Origin of the sequence: Pseudomonas sp. NFACC32-1 (assembly GCF_900101215.1) — a bacterium.
In the GTDB taxonomy this organism is placed as follows: Bacteria; Pseudomonadota; Gammaproteobacteria; order Pseudomonadales; family Pseudomonadaceae; genus Aquipseudomonas.
Genome location: NZ_FMUL01000004.1, coordinates 308,837 through 329,583, shown reverse-complemented (window position 1 = coordinate 329,583; position 20,747 = coordinate 308,837). Strand labels below are relative to the sequence as shown.

General features: G+C 64.0%; 18 protein-coding genes. 3 read left to right on the top strand and 15 right to left on the bottom strand.

Going from position 1 to position 20,747, the window contains the following annotated elements; genetic code table 11:
- Positions 1–138: 138 nt before the first annotated feature.
- Complete coding sequence (ppc, locus tag BLP99_RS09490; RefSeq protein ID WP_072430833.1) at positions 139–2,769, bottom strand: phosphoenolpyruvate carboxylase; 2,631 nt, start codon at positions 2,767–2,769, stop codon at positions 139–141.
- 276 nt (positions 2,770–3,045) lie between these two features.
- Here ppc and BLP99_RS09485 point away from each other — a divergent pair, with 276 nt between their 5' ends.
- The 3 genes from BLP99_RS09485 to BLP99_RS09475 all read left to right on the top strand — a co-directional run bounded on the left by BLP99_RS09485 (position 3,046) and on the right by BLP99_RS09475 (position 4,986).
- Entirely contained in the window at positions 3,046–3,390 is a 345-nt protein-coding gene (locus BLP99_RS09485; protein ID WP_072388023.1) for a pilin assembly protein, read from the top strand.
- Positions 3,391–3,729: 339 nt separating this feature from the next.
- Positions 3,730–4,146 carry a DUF4398 domain-containing protein gene (locus BLP99_RS09480; protein WP_072388026.1) on the top strand — a complete coding sequence of 139 codons (417 nt, stop codon included), beginning with the start codon at positions 3,730–3,732 and terminating at the stop codon, positions 4,144–4,146.
- Positions 4,147–4,197: 51 nt separating this feature from the next.
- Entirely contained in the window at positions 4,198–4,986 is a 789-nt protein-coding gene (locus BLP99_RS09475; RefSeq protein ID WP_072388733.1) for a lipotoxin F family OmpA-related lipoprotein LptF, read from the top strand.
- Positions 4,987–5,190: 204 nt separating this feature from the next.
- Here the strand turns inward: BLP99_RS09475 and BLP99_RS09470 are convergent, their stop codons facing one another.
- The 14 genes from BLP99_RS09470 to BLP99_RS09405 form a co-directional block, all read right to left on the bottom strand.
- Positions 5,191–5,520 (bottom strand): PA3694 family proteiin, encoded by a 330-nt coding sequence (locus tag BLP99_RS09470; protein WP_072388028.1) that lies wholly within the window; start codon positions 5,518–5,520, stop codon positions 5,191–5,193.
- The gene (locus BLP99_RS09465) at positions 5,517–6,422 is read right to left on the bottom strand and encodes an alpha/beta hydrolase (RefSeq protein WP_072388030.1); all 906 of its coding nucleotides are present in this window, start codon (positions 6,420–6,422) and stop codon (positions 5,517–5,519) included. Before BLP99_RS09465 ends, BLP99_RS09470 begins: the two co-directional genes overlap by 4 nt.
- A 147-nt stretch (positions 6,423–6,569) precedes the next feature.
- The gene (locus BLP99_RS09460) at positions 6,570–7,847 is read right to left on the bottom strand and encodes a flavohemoglobin expression-modulating QEGLA motif protein (RefSeq protein ID WP_072388032.1); all 1,278 of its coding nucleotides are present in this window, start codon (positions 7,845–7,847) and stop codon (positions 6,570–6,572) included.
- 51 nt (positions 7,848–7,898) lie between these two features.
- Positions 7,899–8,450, bottom strand: a complete 552-nt coding sequence (locus BLP99_RS09455) for a hypothetical protein (protein WP_072388034.1) — start codon at positions 8,448–8,450, stop codon at positions 7,899–7,901.
- Positions 8,451–8,498: 48 nt separating this feature from the next.
- Positions 8,499–9,215: a TetR/AcrR family transcriptional regulator gene (locus BLP99_RS09450; protein WP_072388036.1), complete on the bottom strand. Its 717-nt coding sequence runs from the start codon at positions 9,213–9,215 to the stop codon at positions 8,499–8,501.
- Between the two features lie 102 nt (positions 9,216–9,317).
- The gene (lysS, locus tag BLP99_RS09445; RefSeq protein WP_072388038.1) at positions 9,318–10,820 is read right to left on the bottom strand and encodes a lysine--tRNA ligase; all 1,503 of its coding nucleotides are present in this window, start codon (positions 10,818–10,820) and stop codon (positions 9,318–9,320) included.
- Positions 10,821–10,928: 108 nt separating this feature from the next.
- Positions 10,929–12,024 (bottom strand): peptide chain release factor 2 gene (prfB, locus tag BLP99_RS09440; protein WP_103893945.1). Its coding sequence is split into 2 segments (ribosomal slippage): positions 10,929–11,951 and positions 11,953–12,024, totalling 1,095 coding nucleotides; the frame shifts between segments, so codons are not numbered across the junction.
- 189 nt (positions 12,025–12,213) lie between these two features.
- The gene (locus BLP99_RS09435) at positions 12,214–13,215 is read right to left on the bottom strand and encodes a diguanylate cyclase domain-containing protein (protein ID WP_072388040.1); all 1,002 of its coding nucleotides are present in this window, start codon (positions 13,213–13,215) and stop codon (positions 12,214–12,216) included.
- A gap of 43 nt (positions 13,216–13,258) precedes the next feature.
- Complete coding sequence (locus tag BLP99_RS09430; RefSeq protein WP_072388042.1) at positions 13,259–14,269, bottom strand: chemotaxis response regulator protein-glutamate methylesterase; 1,011 nt, start codon at positions 14,267–14,269, stop codon at positions 13,259–13,261.
- Positions 14,266–16,518 carry a hybrid sensor histidine kinase/response regulator gene (locus BLP99_RS09425; RefSeq protein ID WP_072430832.1) on the bottom strand — a complete coding sequence of 751 codons (2,253 nt, stop codon included), beginning with the start codon at positions 16,516–16,518 and terminating at the stop codon, positions 14,266–14,268. Before BLP99_RS09425 ends, BLP99_RS09430 begins: the two co-directional genes overlap by 4 nt.
- Positions 16,515–17,186, bottom strand: a complete 672-nt coding sequence (locus BLP99_RS09420; protein WP_072388046.1) for a chemotaxis protein CheW — start codon at positions 17,184–17,186, stop codon at positions 16,515–16,517. Before BLP99_RS09420 ends, BLP99_RS09425 begins: the two co-directional genes overlap by 4 nt.
- Positions 17,183–18,475, bottom strand: a complete 1,293-nt coding sequence (locus BLP99_RS09415; protein WP_076405377.1) for a CheR family methyltransferase — start codon at positions 18,473–18,475, stop codon at positions 17,183–17,185. The genes BLP99_RS09420 and BLP99_RS09415 overlap by 4 nt, the downstream gene beginning before the upstream one ends.
- Positions 18,472–19,008 carry a chemotaxis protein CheW gene (locus tag BLP99_RS09410; RefSeq protein ID WP_072388050.1) on the bottom strand — a complete coding sequence of 179 codons (537 nt, stop codon included), beginning with the start codon at positions 19,006–19,008 and terminating at the stop codon, positions 18,472–18,474. Before BLP99_RS09410 ends, BLP99_RS09415 begins: the two co-directional genes overlap by 4 nt.
- On the bottom strand, positions 19,008–20,630 hold the full coding sequence (locus BLP99_RS09405; protein WP_072388052.1) for a methyl-accepting chemotaxis protein: 1,623 nt from the start codon (positions 20,628–20,630) through the stop codon (positions 19,008–19,010). Before BLP99_RS09405 ends, BLP99_RS09410 begins: the two co-directional genes overlap by 1 nt.
- Positions 20,631–20,747 lie beyond the last annotated feature (117 nt).

The following is a 20,747-nucleotide window of genomic DNA, read 5'->3' as shown; positions in this document are numbered from 1 at the left end:
CCGCGCTCGACGCGACCTTTGGAGGAGGTGGCGAACGTCGCAACCGGGCAACAAACTGTCGCCTGGTCGACCTGCGTTCCCCGGCTCCTCGCATCGCCCGGCGTCACCGGGCGAGCCGTTTCGCAGCGCTGCCTGAGCTTAGCCGGTGTTGCGCAAACCGGCGGCAATCCCTGCCACAGACACCAGCAACGCCTGTTCCACGGGGCTGCCCTGGGCCACCTCCTGCTGCCGCGAGCGCGCCAGCAGTTCGGCCTGCAGCAGGTGCAACGGGTCGAGGTAGGTGTTGCGCAGGCGAATGAATTCCAGCGTCTCTGGGCTATGTGCCAGTAGTTGCGACTGACCGGTCAACCCCAGGACCACGGAACAGGCCTGCGACAATAGGTCGCGTAAATGCGCACCCAAAGGTCGCAGCGCCGGTTCCACCAGACGCTCGTCGTAGGAGCGCGCGATGTCGGCGTCCGCCTTGGCCAGCACCATCTCCAGCATGTCGATGCGGGTGCGGAAGAACGGCCATTGCTCGCGCATCTGTCCCAGCAGTTCGCCCTCGCCGCGCTCCAGGGCCTTGCCCAGGGCGGTTTCCCAGCCAAGCCAGGCCGGGAGCATCAGGCGGGTCTGGGTCCAACCGAAGATCCACGGGATCGCCCGCAGGCTTTCGATACCGCCGGCCCGGCGTTTGGCCGGCCGGCTGCCCAGGGGCAGGCGGCCCAGCTCCTGCTCCGGCGTGGACTGGCGGAAATACTCGACGAACTGCGGGTTTTCCCGCACCACGGCGCGGTAGGCCTTGACCCCGTCGGCCGCCAGTTCGTCCATCAGGTGCCGCCATTCGGGCGTCGGCGGTGGCGGCGGAAGCAGGGTCGCTTCCAGCACTGCGGCCAGGTACAGGTTGAGGTTCTGTTCGGCGATATCCGGCAGGCCGAATTTGAAACGAATCATTTCGCCCTGCTCGGTGGTGCGGAAACGCCCCGCCACCGAACCCGGTGGCTGGGACAGGATCGCCGCATGGGCCGGGCCGCCACCACGGCCCACGGTGCCGCCACGGCCGTGGAACAGCAGCAGTTCGACTTGCTGCTCCCGGCAGATGTCCACCAGCCGTTCCTGGGCGCGGTATTGCGCCCAGGCCGCCGCCGTGGTCCCGGCGTCCTTGGCCGAGTCGGAGTAGCCGATCATCACTTCCTGCGGTCCTTGCAGGCGCGAACGGTAGCCCGGCAGCAGCAACAGTCGCTCGATCACCGGCCCGGCATTGTCCAGGTCGGCCAGGGTCTCGAACAACGGCACCACGCGCATCGGCCGCAGCACGCCGGCCTCCTTGAGCAGCAGTTGCACCGCCAGTACATCGGAGGCCGCACCGGCCATGGAGATCACGTACGAGCCCAGCGACGCCGCTGGCGCCGCCGCCACTTCCCGACACGTGGCCAGGACTTCCGCCGTGTCGGCCGATGGCTTGAAGTTGGCCGGCAACAGCGGACGCCGGTTGTTCAGCTCATCCAGCAGGAAGCCGATGCGCTGCTCTTCGCTCCAGTCGCCGTAACGGCCCAATCCCAGGTAATCGGTGATCTCGGTCATGGCGGCGGTATGGCGCGTCGAGTCCTGGCGCACGTCGAGGCGCACAAGGAACAGGCCGAACGTCACCGCCCGGCGCAGGCAATCGAGCAGCGGCCCGTCGGCGATCACCCCCATGCCGCAGTCGTGCAACGACTGGTAGCACAGTTCCAGGGGATCGAGCAGCTCGCGGTTGTTCTGCAGCACTTGCGCCGGGGCCGGCGTAGTGGCCTTGAGGGAAGCCTGGGCCCAGTTGCGGGTGGCCCGCAAGCGTTCGCGCAACTGCTTGAGCACGGCCCGATAAGGCTCGGCACTGTCTCCGGCCTGGGCACGCAGGGCATCGCTGGCCTTTTGCATGGACAGCTCGGCGGCCAGTTGATCGACGTCACGCAGGTACAGGTCTGCCGCCATCCACCGCGCCAGCAGCAACACTTCACGGGTGACCGCGGCGGTGACATTCGGGTTGCCGTCGCGGTCACCTCCCATCCACGAGGCAAAGCGGATGGGCGCGGCCTCCAGAGGCAAGCGCAGCCCGGTGGCGGCGAGCAGGGCCTGGTCGGCCTTGCGCAGGTAATTGGGGATGGCCTGCCACAACGAATGCTCGATGACCGCGAACCCCCACTTGGCCTCGTCCACGGGTGTCGGCCGGGTGCGACGGATTTCCTCGGTGTGCCAGGCTTCGGCGATCAGTCGTTGCAGACGCTGATGAATCTGCGCCCGCTCGGCGGCGGTCAGATCGCGATGATCCTGGGCCGCCAGTTGCGCGGCGATGGCGTCGTATTTCTGGATCAGCGTGCGACGGGCCACTTCCGTGGGGTGGGCGGTGAGGACCAGTTCGATCTCCAGCCGGCCCAGTTGCCGGGCCAGGGACTCGGCGCCATGCCCCTCGGCCCGAAGCCGGGCGAGCAGCTCGGGCAACACCCGCGCCTCGAAAGGCGCCGGCTGTGATTCGTCACGCCTGTGGATGAGCTGGTATTGCTCGGCGATGTTGGCCAGGTTGAGGAACTGGTTGAAAGCCCGCGCCACCGGCAGCAGTTCATCCTCGCTCAACTGGTTGAGGCTGGCACTGAGTTCGGCATCCACGGAACCACGCCGGTCGGCCTTGGCGCCCTTGCGGATCTGCTCGATCTTGTCGAGAAACCGGTCCCCGTACTGTTCGCGAATGGTGTTGCCCAACAACTCGCCGAGCAGGTGAACATCCTCGCGCAAGCGTGCATCGATATCGGTCATCAGCAGTTCTCCAGCAAATAGGTCCGGACAGCTATCGGGTGAGACGCATGAGACAGAGAGTGCCGATGCCCGTCGTGTATGACAAGCGAAGAACGGGCTCAAGGCTGCGCAGTGTCCTTGGCCATGACGGACGACTCGCGCAGCCTTGCCCGCCGAGTACCCGCCGCTCGTCAAGAAATGAACGCTTGCGTGCAACGGCGCTCTAGTCTTTTAGATAAGCCACACAACGGCTTGCCATTCACCGCGCCTGCCACGAGCAGACTGACTGAGGCCATCATGAAGATCCGTGAACTCGCCCAGCACTGGGAAGAAAACGCCAAGGGTCATCTGACCCAGACCGGCTACACGATTCATCTGGATGTGGAAGCCGCCGCACGCCTGGCGGCGATCTGCGAGATGTACCCCAAGCGCCAACCCGAGGAACTGCTCGGCGAACTGATTGGCGCCGCGCTGGAGGAGCTGGAAGCGAGCTTCCCCTATGTGAAGGGTTCCCACGTGGTTGCCACCGACGAAGAAGGCGATCCGCTGTATGAAGACGTCGGCCCGACGCCGCGGTTTCTCGCCCTGTCCCGTCGTCATCTGCATGAGCTTTGCTCGCAGAACGATAAATCCAAGCACTGACTTCCCCTGCCCTCTGCGCCTGGAAGCTGTCGAAGGCCGCGATCCGCTCGCTCGAACACGCAGGCGGATCGCGGCCCCGGGCAGTCTGCAGCCCCTTCTCAAACCCCCTCCCCATACCGCTGCGCGCCTTGAAAGTTCAGCTTTTTTTCGGTTGACCGATCAGTCAGCAATGCTTTTTGGCGATTGGCCATCTTCGCTGAACTTTTGAAAAACGCCTCGGGTCACACCGAGTAACCATACTGGAACGGTCGTTTAAATAAACGCACCCTGCCGTCAGCGGCAAACAGGCGTCCCGGCTTCGGTTTCAGCATGGATTTTTAGTTTCCCAGGAGTTTTCCAATGGAGTTGAAGCCTATGAATACCTGCACTGCCAAACCCTCGATCAATGGCCTGCGCGGTCTGAAGCTGGCCGCCCTGGCCATCGGTAGCAGCTTCATCCTGGCCGGTTGCGCCGGCAACCCACCGTCGGAGCAGTACGCGGTAACGCAATCGGCGGTCAACAGCGCCGTCAGCGCCGGCGGCACCGAGTTCGCCGCGGTGGAAATGAAGGCCGCCCAGGACAAGCTCAAGCAAGCCGAAATCGCGATGCACGACAAGAACTACGAAGAAGCCCGGCGACTGGCCGAACAGGCCGAGTGGGACGCGCGCGTCGCTGAGCGCAAGGCCCAGGCCGCCAAGGCTGAACAGGCACTCAAGGACTCTCAGAAAGGGGTTCAGGAATTGCGTCAGGAAGGCATGAACAAGGTTGTTCAGTAATCCATTCATGCCTCGACGTATTGCTCATTGATAAAAGGACGACCGACTATGATGCACAAACACTTGATGATGCCCGCCCTGCTTGCCGCCTGCGTATCCCTGGCCGCTTGCTCCCACGACCCGAACGTGAACCTGGAACAGGCCCGCACCAATTACAACGGCCTGCAGGCCGATCCGGCGGCCACCAAGGTCGCCGCACTGGAAACCAAGGAAGCCGCCGATTTCCTGGCCAAGGCCGACAAGGCCTACATGGACAAGGAAGACGAAGCCAAGGTCGACCAACTGGCCTACCTGACCAACCAGCGTGTTGAAGTAGCCAAGCAGACCATCGCCCTGCGCAACGCCGAAGCCGAGCTGAAAAACGCCGGTGACGAACGTGCCCGCGCGCTGCTGGAAGCCCGTAACGCACAGATCAAGCAGCTGCAGGACAGCCTCAACGCCAAGCAGACCGAGCGCGGTACGCTGGTGACCTTCGGCGACGTGCTGTTTGCCACCAACAAGTCTGACCTGCGCGCCAGCGGCATGACCAACGTGAGCAAACTGGCGCAGTTCCTCCAGGAAAACCCGGACCGCAAGGTGATCATCGAAGGCTATACCGATAGCACCGGTTCGGACTCCTACAACCAATCGTTGTCCGAGCGCCGCGCCAGCTCCGTGCGCACCGCCCTGGTGAAGATGGGCGTCGACCCGGCCCGCATCGTGACCCAGGGTTATGGCAAGGAATTCCCGGTGGCCGACAACACCAGCGTCTCGGGCCGCGCCATGAACCGTCGGGTGGAAGTGACCATTTCCAACGACAATCAGCCAGTGGCTCCGCGTTCGACCATGAGCGCCAACTGATCGGCTGAGTGCAACGAAAAAGCCCCGCCTGACTTCAATCAGGCGGGGCTTTTTCATGGCCGCACACATTTTGTTGAGCCCATCGTCTCCCCTGTGGGAGCGAGCTTGTTCGCGCTGGCGGCAGATCAGTCGACATAGGCGTTGGCTGATCGCCTTCATCGCGAGCAAGCTCGCTCTTACAGGGGGACTGTAGCGCCCTTGTGGTTACGGCTGGAGCTTCTGCGGCGTCTCCTGCCCCATGCACCGCACTGCACGTTTCTTGTTGTTGATCAGCACCCCGGTCAGGCCTTTCTGTTCGGTGTCGAACAGCACCAGCACGCCGTCGATGCACTGGGCCACCTGGGGCGCCGGTTCCAGGGAGACCTTGTAGTCTTCGCCCGGCACCGTCTTGAGCATGGTGAAGTCACTGAGCAGCAACGCATCCTCGGGCTTGGCGAAGTGCAGGTAACCGTAGTACCAGAGCACCGCAACGGTGCCGAGGATGCTGCAGATACCGGTGATGATCAGGGGGATGGCATTACGTTCTTCGCTCATTGCGTGCTCTCTGGAGATTCAGCGGAGGTTTTCGGGTAGTTGGGGACTTCGCCGAGGCGGCGCAGGCCGTCGAAATGCTGCGGGTCATCAAGATAGCGCAGCATCACCGTGCGCCAGACCGGGTCGGCGAACGTCTGCACGTGACCGCCGCGGGTCAGTTGCAGCACCCGCGGCGGCGGCGCAGCTTGATACAGACGGATGCCGTTGGAAAGCGGCACGATCGGATCGTCCAGGCTGTGGTAGATCAATTTCGGCACACCGGTCAGTCCAGACACCGAGCCGATGGCGCTGTCGCCATCGGGCACCAGCCAGGACAGCGGCACCTGGAAGGCCCAGGTCACCCAGGAGGTGCTCAGGGCGAAACGTCCGACGTCGCGATAACTGGCGGGCACGCCGTCCAGCACCAGGGCCTTGAGTTGCCGCTGGCGCTGCGGATGATCTACCAGGTAATGCACTGCCAGAGCGCCACCCAGGCTCTGGCCCAGCAGCACCAGTGGCTTGCCCTGGACCTGGGGCGCCTGGTCCAGCCACTGGAAAGCCGCATCGATGTCCTGGTAGATCGCCGGTAGGCTCGGCTCCCCTTCGGACAGGCCGTAGCCGCGATAATCGACCATCAACACCTGATACCCCTGCTCCGGCAGCCACCAACTGCCGCCCAGGTGCCAGGCCAGGTTGCCGCCATTGCCGTGCAGGTGCAGCACCGTGCCCTTGAGCTCCACGCCTGGTTTGACGGGCAGCCACCAACCCCGCAGCTTGAGGCCGTCAGCGGTGGTCAGGGTCACGTCGCGGTACTCGAGCCTGGCCCGCTCAGGGGTAAATGGCAGACCGCGCTCGGGGTAGAACAGCAGTGAGCTGCAACCGCTCAGGACCAGTAGCAGGCAAAAGATGCCGAGGATTCGCATCCGGTGAAACCTCGCAAGATCAGGGTTGAAACATACCCCCCTGGTGGGAGCGAGCTTGCTCGCGATAGGGGCGGTGCAGTCACAGCTATGTTGACTGTCCTGACGCTATCGCGAGCAAGCTCGCTCCCACAGGGGTGGGTGTTGTGTTCAAAGGATATTGGAATAATCCGCTTCGATCCGATCCAGGCTCAGGTGGTTCAGGAAGTTGGAGAAACACATCCAGGCCGACAGGGCGTTCATGTCGCGGAACTGCTCGGGCAAGTACTTGGGCGGCACCACCAGGCCTTCGTCCACCAATTGGCGCAGGGTGCGCATGTCCTCCAGGGTGGTCTTGCCGCAGAACAGCAGCGGCACCTGCTCCAGCTTGCCTTTGCGCACGGCCAGCTGAATGTAGTTGTAAACCATGATGAAGCCCTTGAGGTAGGACAAGTCTTTGGTGAATGGCAGACCGGTCGGCACCGAGCCACGGAAGACCCGGCTGGCGTTGCCGTAGCTTTCAGCCATCTCGAAGCCCTGCTCGCGGAAGAACTCGAAGATCTGCAGGAAGTCGGCGCCCTCTTCCACCATATGGATCGCCCGGGTGCGGTTGGTGAGCTTGCGCAGCCGGCTGGGGTAGGACGCGAAGGTGATGATTTCCATCAGGATCGCCAGGCCTTCCTGGGTGACCGTGGACGAGGGCGGGCCCTTGGACAGGAAGGTGCAGATCGGCTGGTTCAGCCCGTTGAGGGTGGTGCCCACATGCACCAGGCCTTCGTGGACCTCCAGGGCGCGCACGTCCCGCTCGTTGAACATCGCGTCGGTACGGATCTTGATGTAGTCGGCACCCGCCGCCGCGTCGGCCACGATCCCGTCGGACTCGAAAACCCGGATGGTCTCCTCCGCCTCGCCGAAGACACGGTTGAGGCGATGCTGCAGCAGGCTGACCGCCTCCTTGGCGCTGAGCACTTTCGGCTCATCCTTCAGATCGCCACGGCCGTCGATGTTGTTCAGGTAGTCGGAAAGCATCAGGCCCAGATCGGACAGGGTCGGGTCGCCGGCATGGAAGGCATCGGAGGCGGCGCCATACAGTTCCTGGGAAATCAGCCCGAAATCCTCGGTGCCGCGCGCTTCGAGCATGCGCACCACCATGCGGTATTCCTTGCACATGCGACGCATGATCTGGCCGACCGGGTTGAACTGCCCCAGCTGGCGGGTGATGTCCCGCTCGATGTTCTGGAACTCCAGCTTTACCCCGCTGGAGTCGAAGGACAACGGTCGGTTGAGGTAATAGTCGCGGTCCACGGCGGGCAATTCCTTGCCCTTGGCCTTGAGAAACCCCTTGCGGATGTTCTCGTCCCATTTCACCGCGTCGAGAATGCGAATCGGCGTTTGCGCCAGCACTATGCGATCGGACAAGGTGCGTATCGTCTGCTGGTATTCGTCCACCCGGAACTCCTGTGAAAAAACGTCCGCTTGTTGCAGTAATGGGCCTGGAGTCTACCGGGATTTGAGCCGCTGGTAGCGCACGGCTTCCGAGAACACGTCGGAATTGGCCGGATCGTCGAGGTAACTGAAGACCCTGCCCATGTCGCTGTCCACCAGCACGCCGTCGCCCTCTTCGCTGTGATTCGGCTGGCCGCTGAGGATTTTCTGGCCAATGGCCTGGTTGATCTGTTCCATGTCCAGGTTGTAGACCACCAGTTCCTGCTTGTCGGTCAGTTCGAAACCGGCGATCACGTAGTGCCCGCCATACCGGGCCGGGACCTTGGCCGACAGGTACCAGCGACTGCCATGACGGGACACGGTCAGCGCGATGGCCTCGCGCTCCTGGGGGCGGGCCCTGAAGTACGTGATGGCCTGGTAACGGTGCCTGCCGACCTGGGTCAGCTCCAGGTTCAGCGGCTCGCCCCAGGCATTGGTGCTGGTCCAGTGACCCAGCAGGCCTTGGGGCGCGGCCTCACTGTCGGGCAACGGCGCCGTGAAGGACACCAGGCAGCCGCTGAGCAGCAGCAACGACACAGCCATGACAACGACACGCCAGGCTTTCATTCGAACTCCCTAGGCACACGATGCGTTGTCCGCAGGGGGACCGGGTGTTTACACCGACGCCAGTACCAGGTGCATGTAGCGGGTCAGGATACCGAGCATGTCTTCTTCAGCGACCGGCTCGGCGCCATTGAGCAAGCCCTGATATTCCATCCGACCGATAATCGCCGTCAACACTTTGGCATCCTGTTGCGGCTCGCGGGAGCCCAACACCTGGAAAAACTGGCAGGTGCCATGCAACAGGATCTGCTGGTGGGAACGCACCAGGTCCGCCAGGCGCGGGTTGAGCAGCGCTTCCTGGCGGAAGGCCTGCTCGGCCATCAGGTAGTCGCGACGACTGTGCAGTTGATGCTGCACGTAGTCGGCCGTCATCCGGGCGATATCGTCGGCCAGTTGCGAGCGGGATTCGGGGCTGCCGTCGCCATAGGCGACCATTTCGCGCAGCAGCCCTTCGTTGTTGGTCCACAGCTTGGCCATGAAGGCCGCGCTGCGCTCCACGTATTGGGCGAAGGTATCGGTGAGCAGGTCATCGATGTCCTTGAAATAGTAGGTGGTGGCCGACAATGGCACACCGGCCTCGGCCGCCACCGCCCGGTGTCGCACCGCCCGCACGCCATCGCGCACCACGATACGCATGGCCGCATCGAGAATCTGCTGGCGACGCTGTTCACTGCCCTGTCGGCTGGCCTTGCGACCCTGGTACTGAACACTTTCAGCGACAGCGGTGGCGACGCCCGCTGCACCTTCTTGAGCCATTGCACGATTCACGACAGGTCTTTCCTCGCTATTTCAAAAGTAACCAATTGATACGTTTGTACCAGACAGGCAATAAAAAGCCGCCTGTGATAGGCGGCTTTTTAAATGAAGCACTTACGCTTGGGGCCGCATGTGCGGGAAGAGAATGACATCCCGGATCGACGGCGAGTTGGTCAGCAACATCACCAGGCGATCGATGCCAATGCCTTCACCGGCGGTTGGCGGCATGCCGTATTCGAGGGCCCGGACGAAATCGGCATCGTAGTGCATGGCTTCGTCGTCGCCGGCGTCCTTGTCGGCCACCTGGGCCATGAAACGCTCGGCCTGGTCTTCGGCATCATTGAGCTCGGAGTAGGCGTTGGCGATTTCGCGACCACCGATGAACAGCTCGAAGCGGTCGGTCACGTTCGGGTTCTCGTCGTTACGGCGAGCCAGCGGCGACACTTCGAACGGGTACTGGGTGATGAAGTGCGGCTGCTCCAGCTTGTGCTCCACCAGTTCCTCGAAAATCATCACCTGCAGCTTGCCCAGGCCTTCGAAGCCGAGCACCTTGGCGCCGGCCTTCTTGGCGATGGCACGGGCTTTCTCGATGTCCTGCAGGTCGGCCGCAGTGATGTCCGGGTTGTACTTGAGGATCGAGTCGAAGACCGACAGGCGCGCGAACGGCTCGCCGAAGTGGAACACCTTGTCGCCGTACGGCACGTCGGTGGTCCCCAGCACCAGTTGCGCCAGCTCGCGGAACAGCTCCTCGGTCAGGTCCATGTTGTCTTCGTAATCGGCGTAGGCCTGGTAGAACTCCAGCATGGTGAACTCGGGGTTGTGCCGGGTCGAAACGCCTTCGTTACGGAAGTTGCGGTTGATCTCGAAGACTTTCTCGAAGCCACCGACCACCAGCCGCTTGAGGTACAGCTCCGGCGCGATGCGCAGGAACATTTCCATGTCCAGTGCATTGTGGTGGGTTTCAAACGGCTTGGCCGCCGCGCCGCCAGGAATGGTCTGCAGCATCGGCGTCTCGACTTCGAGGAAGTCGCGCTTCATCAGGAAACTGCGGATGTGGGCGATGACCTGGGAACGCACGCGGAAGGTCTGGCGCACGTCTTCATTGACGATCAGGTCGACGTAGCGCTGGCGATAGCGCTGCTCGGTGTCGGTCAGGCCGTGGTGCTTGTCCGGCAGCGGGCGCAGGGACTTGGTCAGCAGGCGCACGCTGGTCATTTCAACGTACAGGTCGCCCTTGCCGGAACGGGCCAGGGTGCCTTCGGCAGCAATGATGTCGCCCAGGTCCCAGGTCTTGACGGCGGCCAGGGTTTCTTCCGGCAGGGTCTTGCGGTTGACGTAGACCTGGATGCGACCGGTCATGTCCTGGATCACCATGAAGGAACCACGGTTGAGCATGATACGACCGGCCACCTTGACTGGAATCGCCGCCTCTGCCAGCTCTTCCTTGGTCTTGTCCGCATACTGTTTCTGCAGCACGTCGCAGTAGGCGTCGCGGCGGAAGTCGTTGGGGAAGGCCTGGCCCTTGGCGCGCTCGGCAGCAAGCTTTTCCTTGCGCAGGGCGATCAGGGAGTTTTCTTCCTGTTGCAGGGCTTGCGGGTCGAGTTCTAGGTCGCTCATGTCTTAAAGGATTCCATCACAGGTTCGTTGCCCCCGGCCCCGGGGCCAGGGTTTGCCGGCGAGCAGCGCTTTCATGCAAGCCTGCCCGCCCGCCGCATGGGTGTTGCGTTACAGCCCTTGTTTGAGGCTCGCTTCCAGGTATTCGTCGATGTCGCCGTCGAGCACCTTGTCGCAGTCACTGCGTTCGATGTTGGTGCGCAGGTCCTTGATGCGCGAGGCATCGAGTACATAGGAACGGATCTGGTGACCCCAACCGATGTCGGACTTGCTGTCTTCCAGTGCCTGGGAGGCCGCGTTGCGCTTCTGGATCTCCTGCTCGTACAGGCGGGCCCGGAGCATCTTCATCGCGGTGTCTTTGTTGGCGTGCTGGGAGCGTTCGTTCTGGCAGCTCACCACGGTGTTGGTCGGTACGTGGGTGATCCGCACGGCCGAGTCGGTGGTGTTGACGTGCTGGCCACCGGCGCCCGAGGAACGGTAGGTGTCGATGCGCAGGTCCGCCGGGTTGATCTCGATTTCCACCTTGTCGTCGATCTCGGGGGAGACGAACACCGCCGAGAACGAGGTGTGGCGACGGTTGCCGGAGTCGAACGGGCTCTTGCGCACCAGGCGGTGAACACCGATCTCGGTCCGCAGCCAGCCGAAGGCATATTCGCCCTTGATGTGCACGGTGGCGCCCTTGATCCCGGCGACTTCACCGGCCGACAGCTCCATGATGGTGGCGTCGAAACCCCGTTTGTCGGCCCAGCGCAGGTACATGCGCAGCAGGATGTTGGCCCAGTCCTGGGCTTCGGTGCCGCCGGATCCGGCCTGGATGTCCAGGTAGGCGTTGTTCATGTCCATCTCGCCGCTGAACATGCGGCGGAATTCCAGCTTGGCCAGGGACTCGTCGAGGCGTGTCAGTTCGGCGACCACGTCGGCGACCGCGCCTTCGTCGTTCTCTTCGACGGCCATGTCCAGCAGGTCGCGGCAATCGGCCAGGCCGCTGGACAACTCGTCCAGGGTCTCGACGATCTGCGCCAGCGCGGAACGTTCGCGGCCCAGTTCCTGGGCGTACTCAGGCTTGTTCCAGACACTCGGATCTTCAAGCTCGCGATTGACCTCGGTCAGACGCTCATGCTTTTGATCGTAGTCAAAGATACCCCCGAATAGTTTCGGAGCGCTCGGACAGGTCCTTGATGGTGTTAAGGATCGGGTTGATTTCCATGGCGGGCAGCACTCGTTGGCGAACTTTTGAAAGCCGGCGAGTATAACGTAATCAAGCGCCAGCGGCAGCCCGCCTGGCGGCTTTAGGGGCAATGAGATCAAGACCGGGCCTGGTACCCCCTGTGGCGAGGGGCGGTGCGACGTTTCGCTAAATCCCCTCGCCACAGCCGCGTGCATCATCGACCCAAGGTCATTCGATCCCCACCCGGTTGCGGCCATTGTGCTTGGCCATGTACAGCCCCTTGTCCGCCGCCGAGATCAACTGGCGACAATCGCCACCCTGCTGCGGCGTGACGGTGGAGACACCGATGCTGACGGTCAGGTTCTCGCCGCCGTCGGGAGTGGTGTGGGGGATTTTCAGGGCGACCACACTCTGGCGCAGCTTCTCGGCCATCAACCGGGCACCGCCGGGCGAGGTACCGGGCAGGACCAGGGCGAACTCTTCTCCCCCGTATCGAGCCGGCAGGTCGGATGGCCGGCTGCAAGCGTCTCGGATCGCCGTAGCGACCTTGCGCAAGGCCTCGTCGCCCTCCAGGTGACCGAAGTTGTCGTTGTAGGACTTGAAGTAGTCCACGTCGATCATCAGCAGCGACAGCTGGGACTGGTCCCGGATCGCCCGCCGCCATTCGAGCTCGAGGTACTCGTCGAAATGCCGGCGATTGGACAAGCCGGTCAGGCCATCGGAGTTCATCAAGCGTTGCAGCACCAGGTTGGTGTCGAGCAGTTGCTGCTGGCTGACTCGCAGGGCGCGATAGGCCGCGTCCCGCTGCAACAGCATCATGTAGGAGCGCGAGTGATAGCGGATGCGCGCCACCAGTTCGATATTGTCCGGCAGCTTGACCAGATAATCGTTGGCGCCAGCGGCGAAGGCCGCGCTCTTGACCAGGGGGTCCTCCTTGGTGGACAGGACGATGATCGGGATGTCGCGGGTGGCCGGGTGGTTGCGGTACTCGCGCACCAGGCTCAGGCCGTCGAGGCCGGGCATCACCAGGTCCTGGAGAATCACCGTCGGCTTGATGCGCACGGCATGGGCGATGGCCTGGTGCGGGTCGGAACAGAAATGGAAGTCGATGTTGTCTTCGTTCGACAGCCCGCGTCGCACCGCCTCGCCGATCATCGCCTGGTCGTCGACGAGAAGGACCATGGCGGCATTCTCGTCACGCTTGAAATCGTCGAGCTGTAATTCGTTCATGAGGCTCACCTGAGTACGGCTTTGACCAGGACTGCTGGGGTTGTCATTGTGCAAAAATCTCTACCAGCCGGGGGGCTATGTCGTCGAGGGTCAGGATCTGCGTCGCCGCGTCGATGGCCGCTGCCGCCTTGGGCATGCCATACACCGCGCTGCTTCGCTGGTCCTGGGCGATGGTCACGCAGCCTTGCTGGCGCATCAGTTTAAGCCCTTGTGCGCCATCGCGGCCCATGCCGGTAAGCAAGACACCCACCGCATCACCGTTCCAGAAGTGGGCGACGCTTTCGAAAAACACATCGATGGAAGGCCGATAGATCTCGTTGACCGGCTCGGCGGTGTAGGCCAGGGTGCCATTTTTCAGCAGGCGTAAATGATGGTTGGTGCCAGCCAGCAGCACCGTGCCATTTTGCGGCGGCTCGCCGTTTCGCGCCAGGCGCACCTTGTGGCCCGACACACTGGCGAGCCACTCGGCCATCCCGGCGGCGAACACCTCGTCCACATGCTGGACCAGGACAATGGCCGGGCCAAAGTCCCGTGGCAAGGCCTTGAGCAGGACTTCCAGCGCCGCCGGCCCGCCCGCGGACGAACCGATGGCCACCAGCCCGTTGCGGGACGCCGCGGCACGTTGGGCCGCCGGTACGGGACGCTCGCGACTGCCCCGCTCGCCGATCAGCCAGCCGATGTTGGTGATCTTGCGCAGCAACGGTGCCGCCGCGTCCTCCGGGTTGCCGACGCCCAGGGCCGGCGTATCCACCACGTCCAGGGCGCCGTTGCCCATGGCTTCGAACACCCGGTGCACGTTCTGCTGGCTGTCGCCGGTGACGATGAGGATGGCGCAGGGGTTGTCGGCCATGATCCGGCGCGTGGCTTCCACGCCATCCATGACCGGCATGAGCAGGTCCATCAGGATCAGGTCGGGGGTGTATTCGGCGCAACGCTGCACCGCCTCGGCGCCGTTGGCAGCCACCCAGACCAACTGGTGGGCCGGCTCGAACGCCAGCGCGCGGCGCAGGGCCTCGACTGCCAGGGGCATGTCATTGACGATGGCAATCTTCAAGAACGCGCTCCTCCGATCAGTTCCACCACGGCATCGAGCAAGGCGTCGTCATGGAAACTCGCCTTGGCCAGATAATAGTCGGCCCCCGCGTCCAGGCCACGGCGGCGGTCTTCTTCCCGATCCTTGTAGGACACCACCATCACTGGCAGCGATTGCAGGCGGTTGTCGCGCCGCAGCAGGGTCACCAGTTCGATGCCGTCCATGCGAGGCATGTCGATGTCGGTGATCAGCAAGTCGAAATCCTCGGAGCGCAGGGCATTCCAGCCGTCCATGCCGTCCACTGCCACGGCGACATCGTAGCCGCGCCCCAGCAGCAGCTTGCGCTGCAATTCACGCACGGTCAGGGAGTCATCCACCACCAGGATCCGCTTGCGCGGGGCCTGGGCCTGGTCCTGGCGGGCGATGCGCTCCAGGCGTCCGGTATCGAGCAGCTTGTCCACCGAGCGCAGCAGGTCTTCGACATCGACGATCAGTGCCACCGAGCCGTCGTCCAGCAAGGCGCCGGCGGAAATGTCCTGGACCTTGCCCAGGCGCTCGTCCAGCGGCAGGACCACCAGGGTCCTTTCGCCGATGATGCGCTCCACCGCCACGCCGTAGATCGTCTCGCGCTCGCGGATCACCACCACCTTGAGAGTCTGGCCACTGTTGCGGGTTGCCGGACGGTTGAGCAACTGGCTGGCGGCGACCAGCCCGACATGCCGGCCTTCATGCCAGAAATGCTGGCGACCCTCGACCTGTACGATGTCTTCCGGCGCCAGGTCGCACATGCGTTCGATGTGCGCCAGGGGAAAGGCATAGGCTTCGGAGCCGACTTCCACCACCAGGCTGCGCACTACCGAAAGCGTCAGCGGCACTTCCAGGTGGAAACGGCTGCCCTCGCCTGCGGTCTGCTCCAGTACCACCGCGCCACGCAGCTGCCGGACCATATGCTGGACGGCATCCAGGCCGACGCCGCGTCCGGAGACTTCGGTGACCCTGTCTCGCAGGCTGAAGCCGGGCAGGAAGAGAAAGGCCAGCAGTTCCTCTTCACTCAAGCTGGCAGCGGTGTGCTCGGGCGAAAGGCCGCGCTCGACGACGCTGCGGCGCACCCGTTCCAGATCGACGCCGGCCCCATCGTCGGACAATTGCAGGACCAGCAGACCGGCCTGATGGGAGGCACGCAGGCGGATCAGGCCCTCGGCAGGCTTGCCTGCCAGCAACCGTTGATCCGGGGATTCGATACCGTGGTCCACGGCGTTGCGCAGCAAATGAGTCAGCGGGGCTTCGAGCTTTTCCAGGACGTCGCGGTCCACCTGGGTTTTCTCGCCTTCGATTTCCAGGCGCACCTGCTTGCCCAGGCTGCGACCCAGGTCCCGGACCATCCGCGCCTGGCCAGACAGTACGTCGGCGAATGGACGCATGCGACAGGCCAGCGCCGTGTCGTACAGCACCTGCGCCCGTTGGCTGGCCTGCCAGGCAAACTCATCCAGCTCGGCCACTTTCTGCGCCAGCAACTGTTGGGTCTCGGCCAGCAGGCGCCGGGCGTCACCCAGGGCCTCCTGGGCCTGAAGACTCAAGGCGTGATCCTTGAGGTGCACGTTCAGCTCTTCCAGGGCGCGCAAACCGTTGCCTTGCTGGCGCTTGAGCCGTTGCATCGTCGCCAGCCAGGGCCTGAGGCGCTGGGTTTCCACCAGGGATTTGCTCGACAGGTCCAGCAGGCTGTTCAGGCGCTCGGCGGTGACCCGCAGCACCCGCTCGCCCCCTTCACTGACCCGCTTGCCCTTGGGGGCCGGCTCCATGGGCGCGGGCGCTGGCTCCAGTTCCGGCAACTGGACCGGCATGGGCTCGATGGGCCTGGCGCTGACCGCCGCCGGTGCACCGGAGGGGTCGAGCAAGCGGGCCATCAGCGCCACGTATCCTTCGACATCGGACGCACCGACGCTGTTGCCCGGCGTGGCGATGCGCGTCAGCAGGTCGGTGCCTTGCAGCAAGGCATCGATGTGCTCGGCGCTCAGGCGCAGGCGTCCTTCCTGGGCGCTGACCAGGCAATCCTCCATGACATGGGCCACGCTGACCCCGGCGTCCACCCCGACGATCCGCGCCGCGCCCTTGAGAGAGTGAGCGGCGCGCATGCACGACTCCAGGTGCTCGACCTGGGTCGGATCGCGCTCCAGGGCCAGCAGACCGGCGCTCAGCACCTGGACCTGGGCTTCGGCTTCCAGGCTGAACAGTTCCAGCAACGAGGCATCGCGCATCTGATCGGGGGTCATGACAGGCTCCGGGCCACGGCACTCAACAACTGCTCCTCGTCCAGCCAACGCAGGCTGCGCTCCCTGAAGGGCAGCACGCCACGGGTGTATTTGTCGCCAGATGGCGACGCGGCCGCCAGGATGCGTTCGTCGATGGCATGGATGCCGTCCACTTCATCCACAGGCATCACCACCGGCCCGCCCTGGGCCGCGACGATCAGCATGCGCGGCATGATCCGTCCACCGGATGCCGCGGCCGAGCCCGGTTCCAGATCCAGCAGTTGCACCAGCGACAGACAGGCCACCAGCGCCCCGCGCACATTCGCCACTCCCAGAAGGGCTCGCGAGCGCTGGTGCGGCAACGAATGGATCGGCTGCAAGGGCGCCACTTCCACCAGGCTGCGGGTGGTCAGCGCCAACCACTCCTCGCCCAGGCGGAACATCAGCAGCGAACGGGTGACAACATCGCTGTCCACTGGGGCATGGACCTGCTCCCGGTCGTCCTGTCGAAGGGCATAGCGGTCGAGCAGGCGAGTGGCCGCCGCCGAATACACCGAACAGTTGCGGCAATGAATATGCTCGGCCAGCAACGGACAGGACTTGTCCCCCAGTACGCCGATGCGGTTCCAGCAATCGTCGATGGCCTGGGCATCGTCACGGGTGACGTCATGGAAAACCGAACCGCTCATCGTGGATGCTCACTGTCAGCCGCGCGCCCGCTGCGGGCGGCGCGTTCCTGCAATCGACGGGCTCCGGCCGCGTCCCCCTGGGAAGCCAGCAGCGCCGCCAGATGCACCAGGGCCTCGGCGTGTTGCGGCTCAAGATAAAGCGCCTTGCGATAGAAACCCTGGGCCTGGAGCGCATTCCCGGCCATGTCGCTGAGCAGGCCCAGCCAGTAGAACACCTGGGCCTTGGGTGGATGGTTGCTCAAGTATCGCTCGCAGGCGGCCCGCGCCTCGGCGCTTTTGCCAGCATTGGCGAGCGTGGCGATATCGGCCAACAAGGTGGCGGCGTCGCTGTCTTTCGCCGGAGCTACTTTCGTCGGAGCCACTTTCGGCGAGGCCATTGGCGTCACGCTCGCCATGAACGGCCGGGGCCGGGCGGGCGCAGGGGCCACGGGCGGCACGACACGGGGCGGCAGCGGCGCAGGCACCAGGGTGGGCAACGGCTGCGGTTCGGCGACACCCTGGCGGCTGAATGCGAACGACTGGGGCACGCCGATCGAGCGCAGGCCCAGCCGCCCCAGCAGGCTGCCCTCGGCGGGACCGATGAACAGCACGCCGTCCTGGTGGGTCAGGCGCTTGAGCACCTCGAATACCAGCCGTTGGGTCGGCTGGTCGAAATAGATCAGCAGGTTGCGGCAGAACACGAAATCGTAGGGGGCCTCGTTCGCCAGCAAGGCCGGATCCAGCAGGTTGCCCACCTGCAGGCGCACCTGCTCGCGGACCCGCTCGCCGAGACGATAGCCGTCCCCGTCGGCCGTGAAATATCGCTCGCGAAACGCCAGGTCCGCGCCCCGGAATGAATTCCTGCCATAACGAGCCTCCCGGGCGCGCTCCACAGAAAGCGGGCTGACATCCAGTCCATCGACCTTGAACTGGTGAGGCTGTACGCCGGCATCGAGCAGCGCCATGGCGATGGAATACGGCTCTTCGCCCGTGGAACACGGCAAGCTGAGAATGCGTAGCGCACGCAGGTGCCGGATCGCCGTCAGGCGCTGGACGGCCAGCCGGGCCAGGGTCGCGAAGGATTCCGGGTAACGGAAGAACCAGGTTTCCGGGACGATCACCGCTTCGATCAGTGCTTGCTGCTCCTGGGTCGATTGCAGCAGGCAGTGCCAATATTCTTCGACCGTTCGCCCTGGCACGGCGGTGATGCGCTGGCGTACGGCCCGTTCGATGATGGCCACGCCCACGGAGGTGACATCCAGGCCGATGCGCTCCTTGAGGAAAACGAAAAAACGCTGGTCGTTGTTCATGGCCGGGCCTTTGGCAGGTCAAGGCTCGGCGGCGTCGCGGGGAACAACAGCGCACGGACCGACTCATCGAGCAGGTCGTTGACCCGCACCCATTGCAGCAGCCCCTGGGCATCTTCGCGAACCGGCCCCAGGTACGGCGCCTGGCGGTTATCCAGGCCATAAGGCTGGAACTGCTCCGGGTCGCACCGCAAGGTATCGGTGGCCTGCTCCAGGATCAACCCCAGCACCTGCTCCGCCGATTGCCCCTCGGGCCGATAGTGCACCAGCACCAGCCGCGTACTGGTGCGGATCTCGGCGGGCTGGCCGAAGGTCAGGCTGCACAGATCGATCACCGGCACCACCGTTCCACGCCAGGCGAATACCCCGGCCACCCAGGACGGGGCCCGGGCAATCGGCTTGAGGGGCATGCGCGGCAACACCTCCACCACGTCGGTGGCCGCCAGGGCATAGCGCTCGTTGCCGATGCGAAACTGCAGGAACAGCATCTGACGGGCCGCCGGCGCGGTGCCACGTCTGGCCTCGAAGTCGCTCATCAGACTTTGAAACGCGAGACGCCGCTGCGCAGCCCCACGGCCACCTGGCTCAGTTCGTCGATGGCGGAACTGGCCTGGCGCAGGGACTCCACGGTCTGGCTGCTGGCATCGCCCAGTTGCACCAGGGCGTGGTTGATCTGCTCGGCGCCGGTGGCCTGGGCCTGCATGCCTTCGTTGACCATCAACACCCGCGGCGCCAGCGCCTGGACCTGATGGATGATCTGCGACAGTTGCTCGCCGACCTGCTGCACCTCGGCCATGCCCCGGCGTACTTCCTCGGAAAACTTGTCCATGCCCATCACGCCCGCCGACACGGCGGACTGGATTTCGCGCACCATCTGCTCGATGTCGTAGGTGGCCACGGCCGTCTGGTCGGCCAGGCGCCGCACTTCCGTGGCGACCACGGCGAAACCACGACCGTATTCACCGGCCTTCTCGGCTTCGATGGCGGCATTGAGGGACAGCAGGTTGGTCTGGTCGGCAACCTTGACGATGGTGGTCACCACCTGGTTGATGTTGCCGGCCTTCTCGTTGAGGATCGCCAGCTTGGCGTTCACCAGGTCGGCGGCCCCCATGACCGAATGCATGGTTTCCTCCATCCGCGCCAGGCCCTGCTGGCCGGAGCCGGCGGCCACCGAGGCCTGGTCGGCGGCGGTGGACACTTCGGTCATGGTGCGCACCAGGTCCCGGGACGTGGCGGCGATTTCCCGGGAGGTGGCGCCGATCTCGGTGGTGGTGGCGGCGGTCTCGGTGGCGGTGGCCTGTTGTTGCCGCGAAGTGGCGGCGATCTCGGTCACCGAGGTGGTGACCTGCACGGACGAGCGCTGGGCCTGGGACACCAGTGCCGTCAGCTCGGCCATCATGTCGTTGAAGCCGGTTTCCACGGCACCGAATTCATCCTTGCGCGCCAGGTTCAGGCGCCCGCTCAGGTCGCCGCTGCGCATGACGTCGAGGATCTCCACGATGCGGTTCATCGGCGCCATGATCGCGCGCATCAGCAACAGGCCGCAGAGCAAGGCAATGACCAGCGCGACGAGCAACGACAGCCCCATGGCGATCTTGGCTGCCATGACTGCTGTGCCGATGGTATCGGCCGCCTGCTCCGCCAACTCGCGGTTGCGCTCGATGATCTGGTTCAGATGTCCGCGTCCGTCGAGCCAGGCCGCTGTCAAATCCTTGTTCACGACCTGCCGCGCGCCTTCATAATCCTTGCGCTGATACAGGTCCAGGGCCTTGGCCAGGGCCTGGTTGAAAGTCTGGTGATTGACCTCGAATTCATCGAAAGAGACCTGGTCGGCGGGATCTTCGATCAGCTTCTGGTAATTCTGTATTTCCTCGCGCAAGTGCTGCTCGAAGCCCTGGTATTGCGCCCGGTCTTCGGCGGTGATTTCGCGATTGCCGGAAAGACCGACGATTTGCTGGGTCTTGACGTAGCTGTCGACCCAACCGCCACGAATCATGGAGCTGTAGTACACCCCCGGCAGCGCATCGGCCCGGACTTTTTCTTCACTGTCCTGGATCTTCAACAACCGTGAATACGAGACAACCACCATCAGCAGCATGATGGCGATGATCACCGCGAAACTCGCCAGGATGCGTTGGCGCAATGTCCAGTTCTTCACAGTAAAACCTCGGGCATTTGAAAATGCTGGGGAGTATAGCCGAGGGCGGCGTAGCGTCTGCATGGAGGCTTGGGAGGATTTTGATCAAGTCAGGATAGCGATGGAGTGCGTTCCTGT

What these genes read in the sequence shown, in the direction of transcription:
- ppc (WP_072430833.1), bottom strand. Translation starts at nt 2,769, where the DNA reads ATGACCGATATCGATGCACGCTTGCGCGAGGATGTTCACCTGCTCGGC.
- BLP99_RS09485 (WP_072388023.1), top strand. Translation starts at nt 3,046, where the DNA reads ATGAAGATCCGTGAACTCGCCCAGCACTGGGAAGAAAACGCCAAGGGT.
- BLP99_RS09480 (WP_072388026.1), top strand. Translation starts at nt 3,730, where the DNA reads ATGGAGTTGAAGCCTATGAATACCTGCACTGCCAAACCCTCGATCAAT.
- BLP99_RS09475 (WP_072388733.1), top strand. Translation starts at nt 4,198, where the DNA reads ATGCACAAACACTTGATGATGCCCGCCCTGCTTGCCGCCTGCGTATCC.
- BLP99_RS09470 (WP_072388028.1), bottom strand. Translation starts at nt 5,520, where the DNA reads ATGAGCGAAGAACGTAATGCCATCCCCCTGATCATCACCGGTATCTGC.
- BLP99_RS09465 (WP_072388030.1), bottom strand. Translation starts at nt 6,422, where the DNA reads ATGCGAATCCTCGGCATCTTTTGCCTGCTACTGGTCCTGAGCGGTTGC.
- BLP99_RS09455 (WP_072388034.1), bottom strand. Translation starts at nt 8,450, where the DNA reads ATGAAAGCCTGGCGTGTCGTTGTCATGGCTGTGTCGTTGCTGCTGCTC.
- lysS (WP_072388038.1), bottom strand. Translation starts at nt 10,820, where the DNA reads ATGAGCGACCTAGAACTCGACCCGCAAGCCCTGCAACAGGAAGAAAAC.
- BLP99_RS09435 (WP_072388040.1), bottom strand. Translation starts at nt 13,215, where the DNA reads ATGAACGAATTACAGCTCGACGATTTCAAGCGTGACGAGAATGCCGCC.
- BLP99_RS09425 (WP_072430832.1), bottom strand. Translation starts at nt 16,518, where the DNA reads ATGACCCCCGATCAGATGCGCGATGCCTCGTTGCTGGAACTGTTCAGC.
- BLP99_RS09420 (WP_072388046.1), bottom strand. Translation starts at nt 17,186, where the DNA reads ATGAGCGGTTCGGTTTTCCATGACGTCACCCGTGACGATGCCCAGGCC.
- BLP99_RS09415 (WP_076405377.1), bottom strand. Translation starts at nt 18,475, where the DNA reads ATGAACAACGACCAGCGTTTTTTCGTTTTCCTCAAGGAGCGCATCGGC.
- BLP99_RS09410 (WP_072388050.1), bottom strand. Translation starts at nt 19,008, where the DNA reads ATGAGCGACTTCGAGGCCAGACGTGGCACCGCGCCGGCGGCCCGTCAG.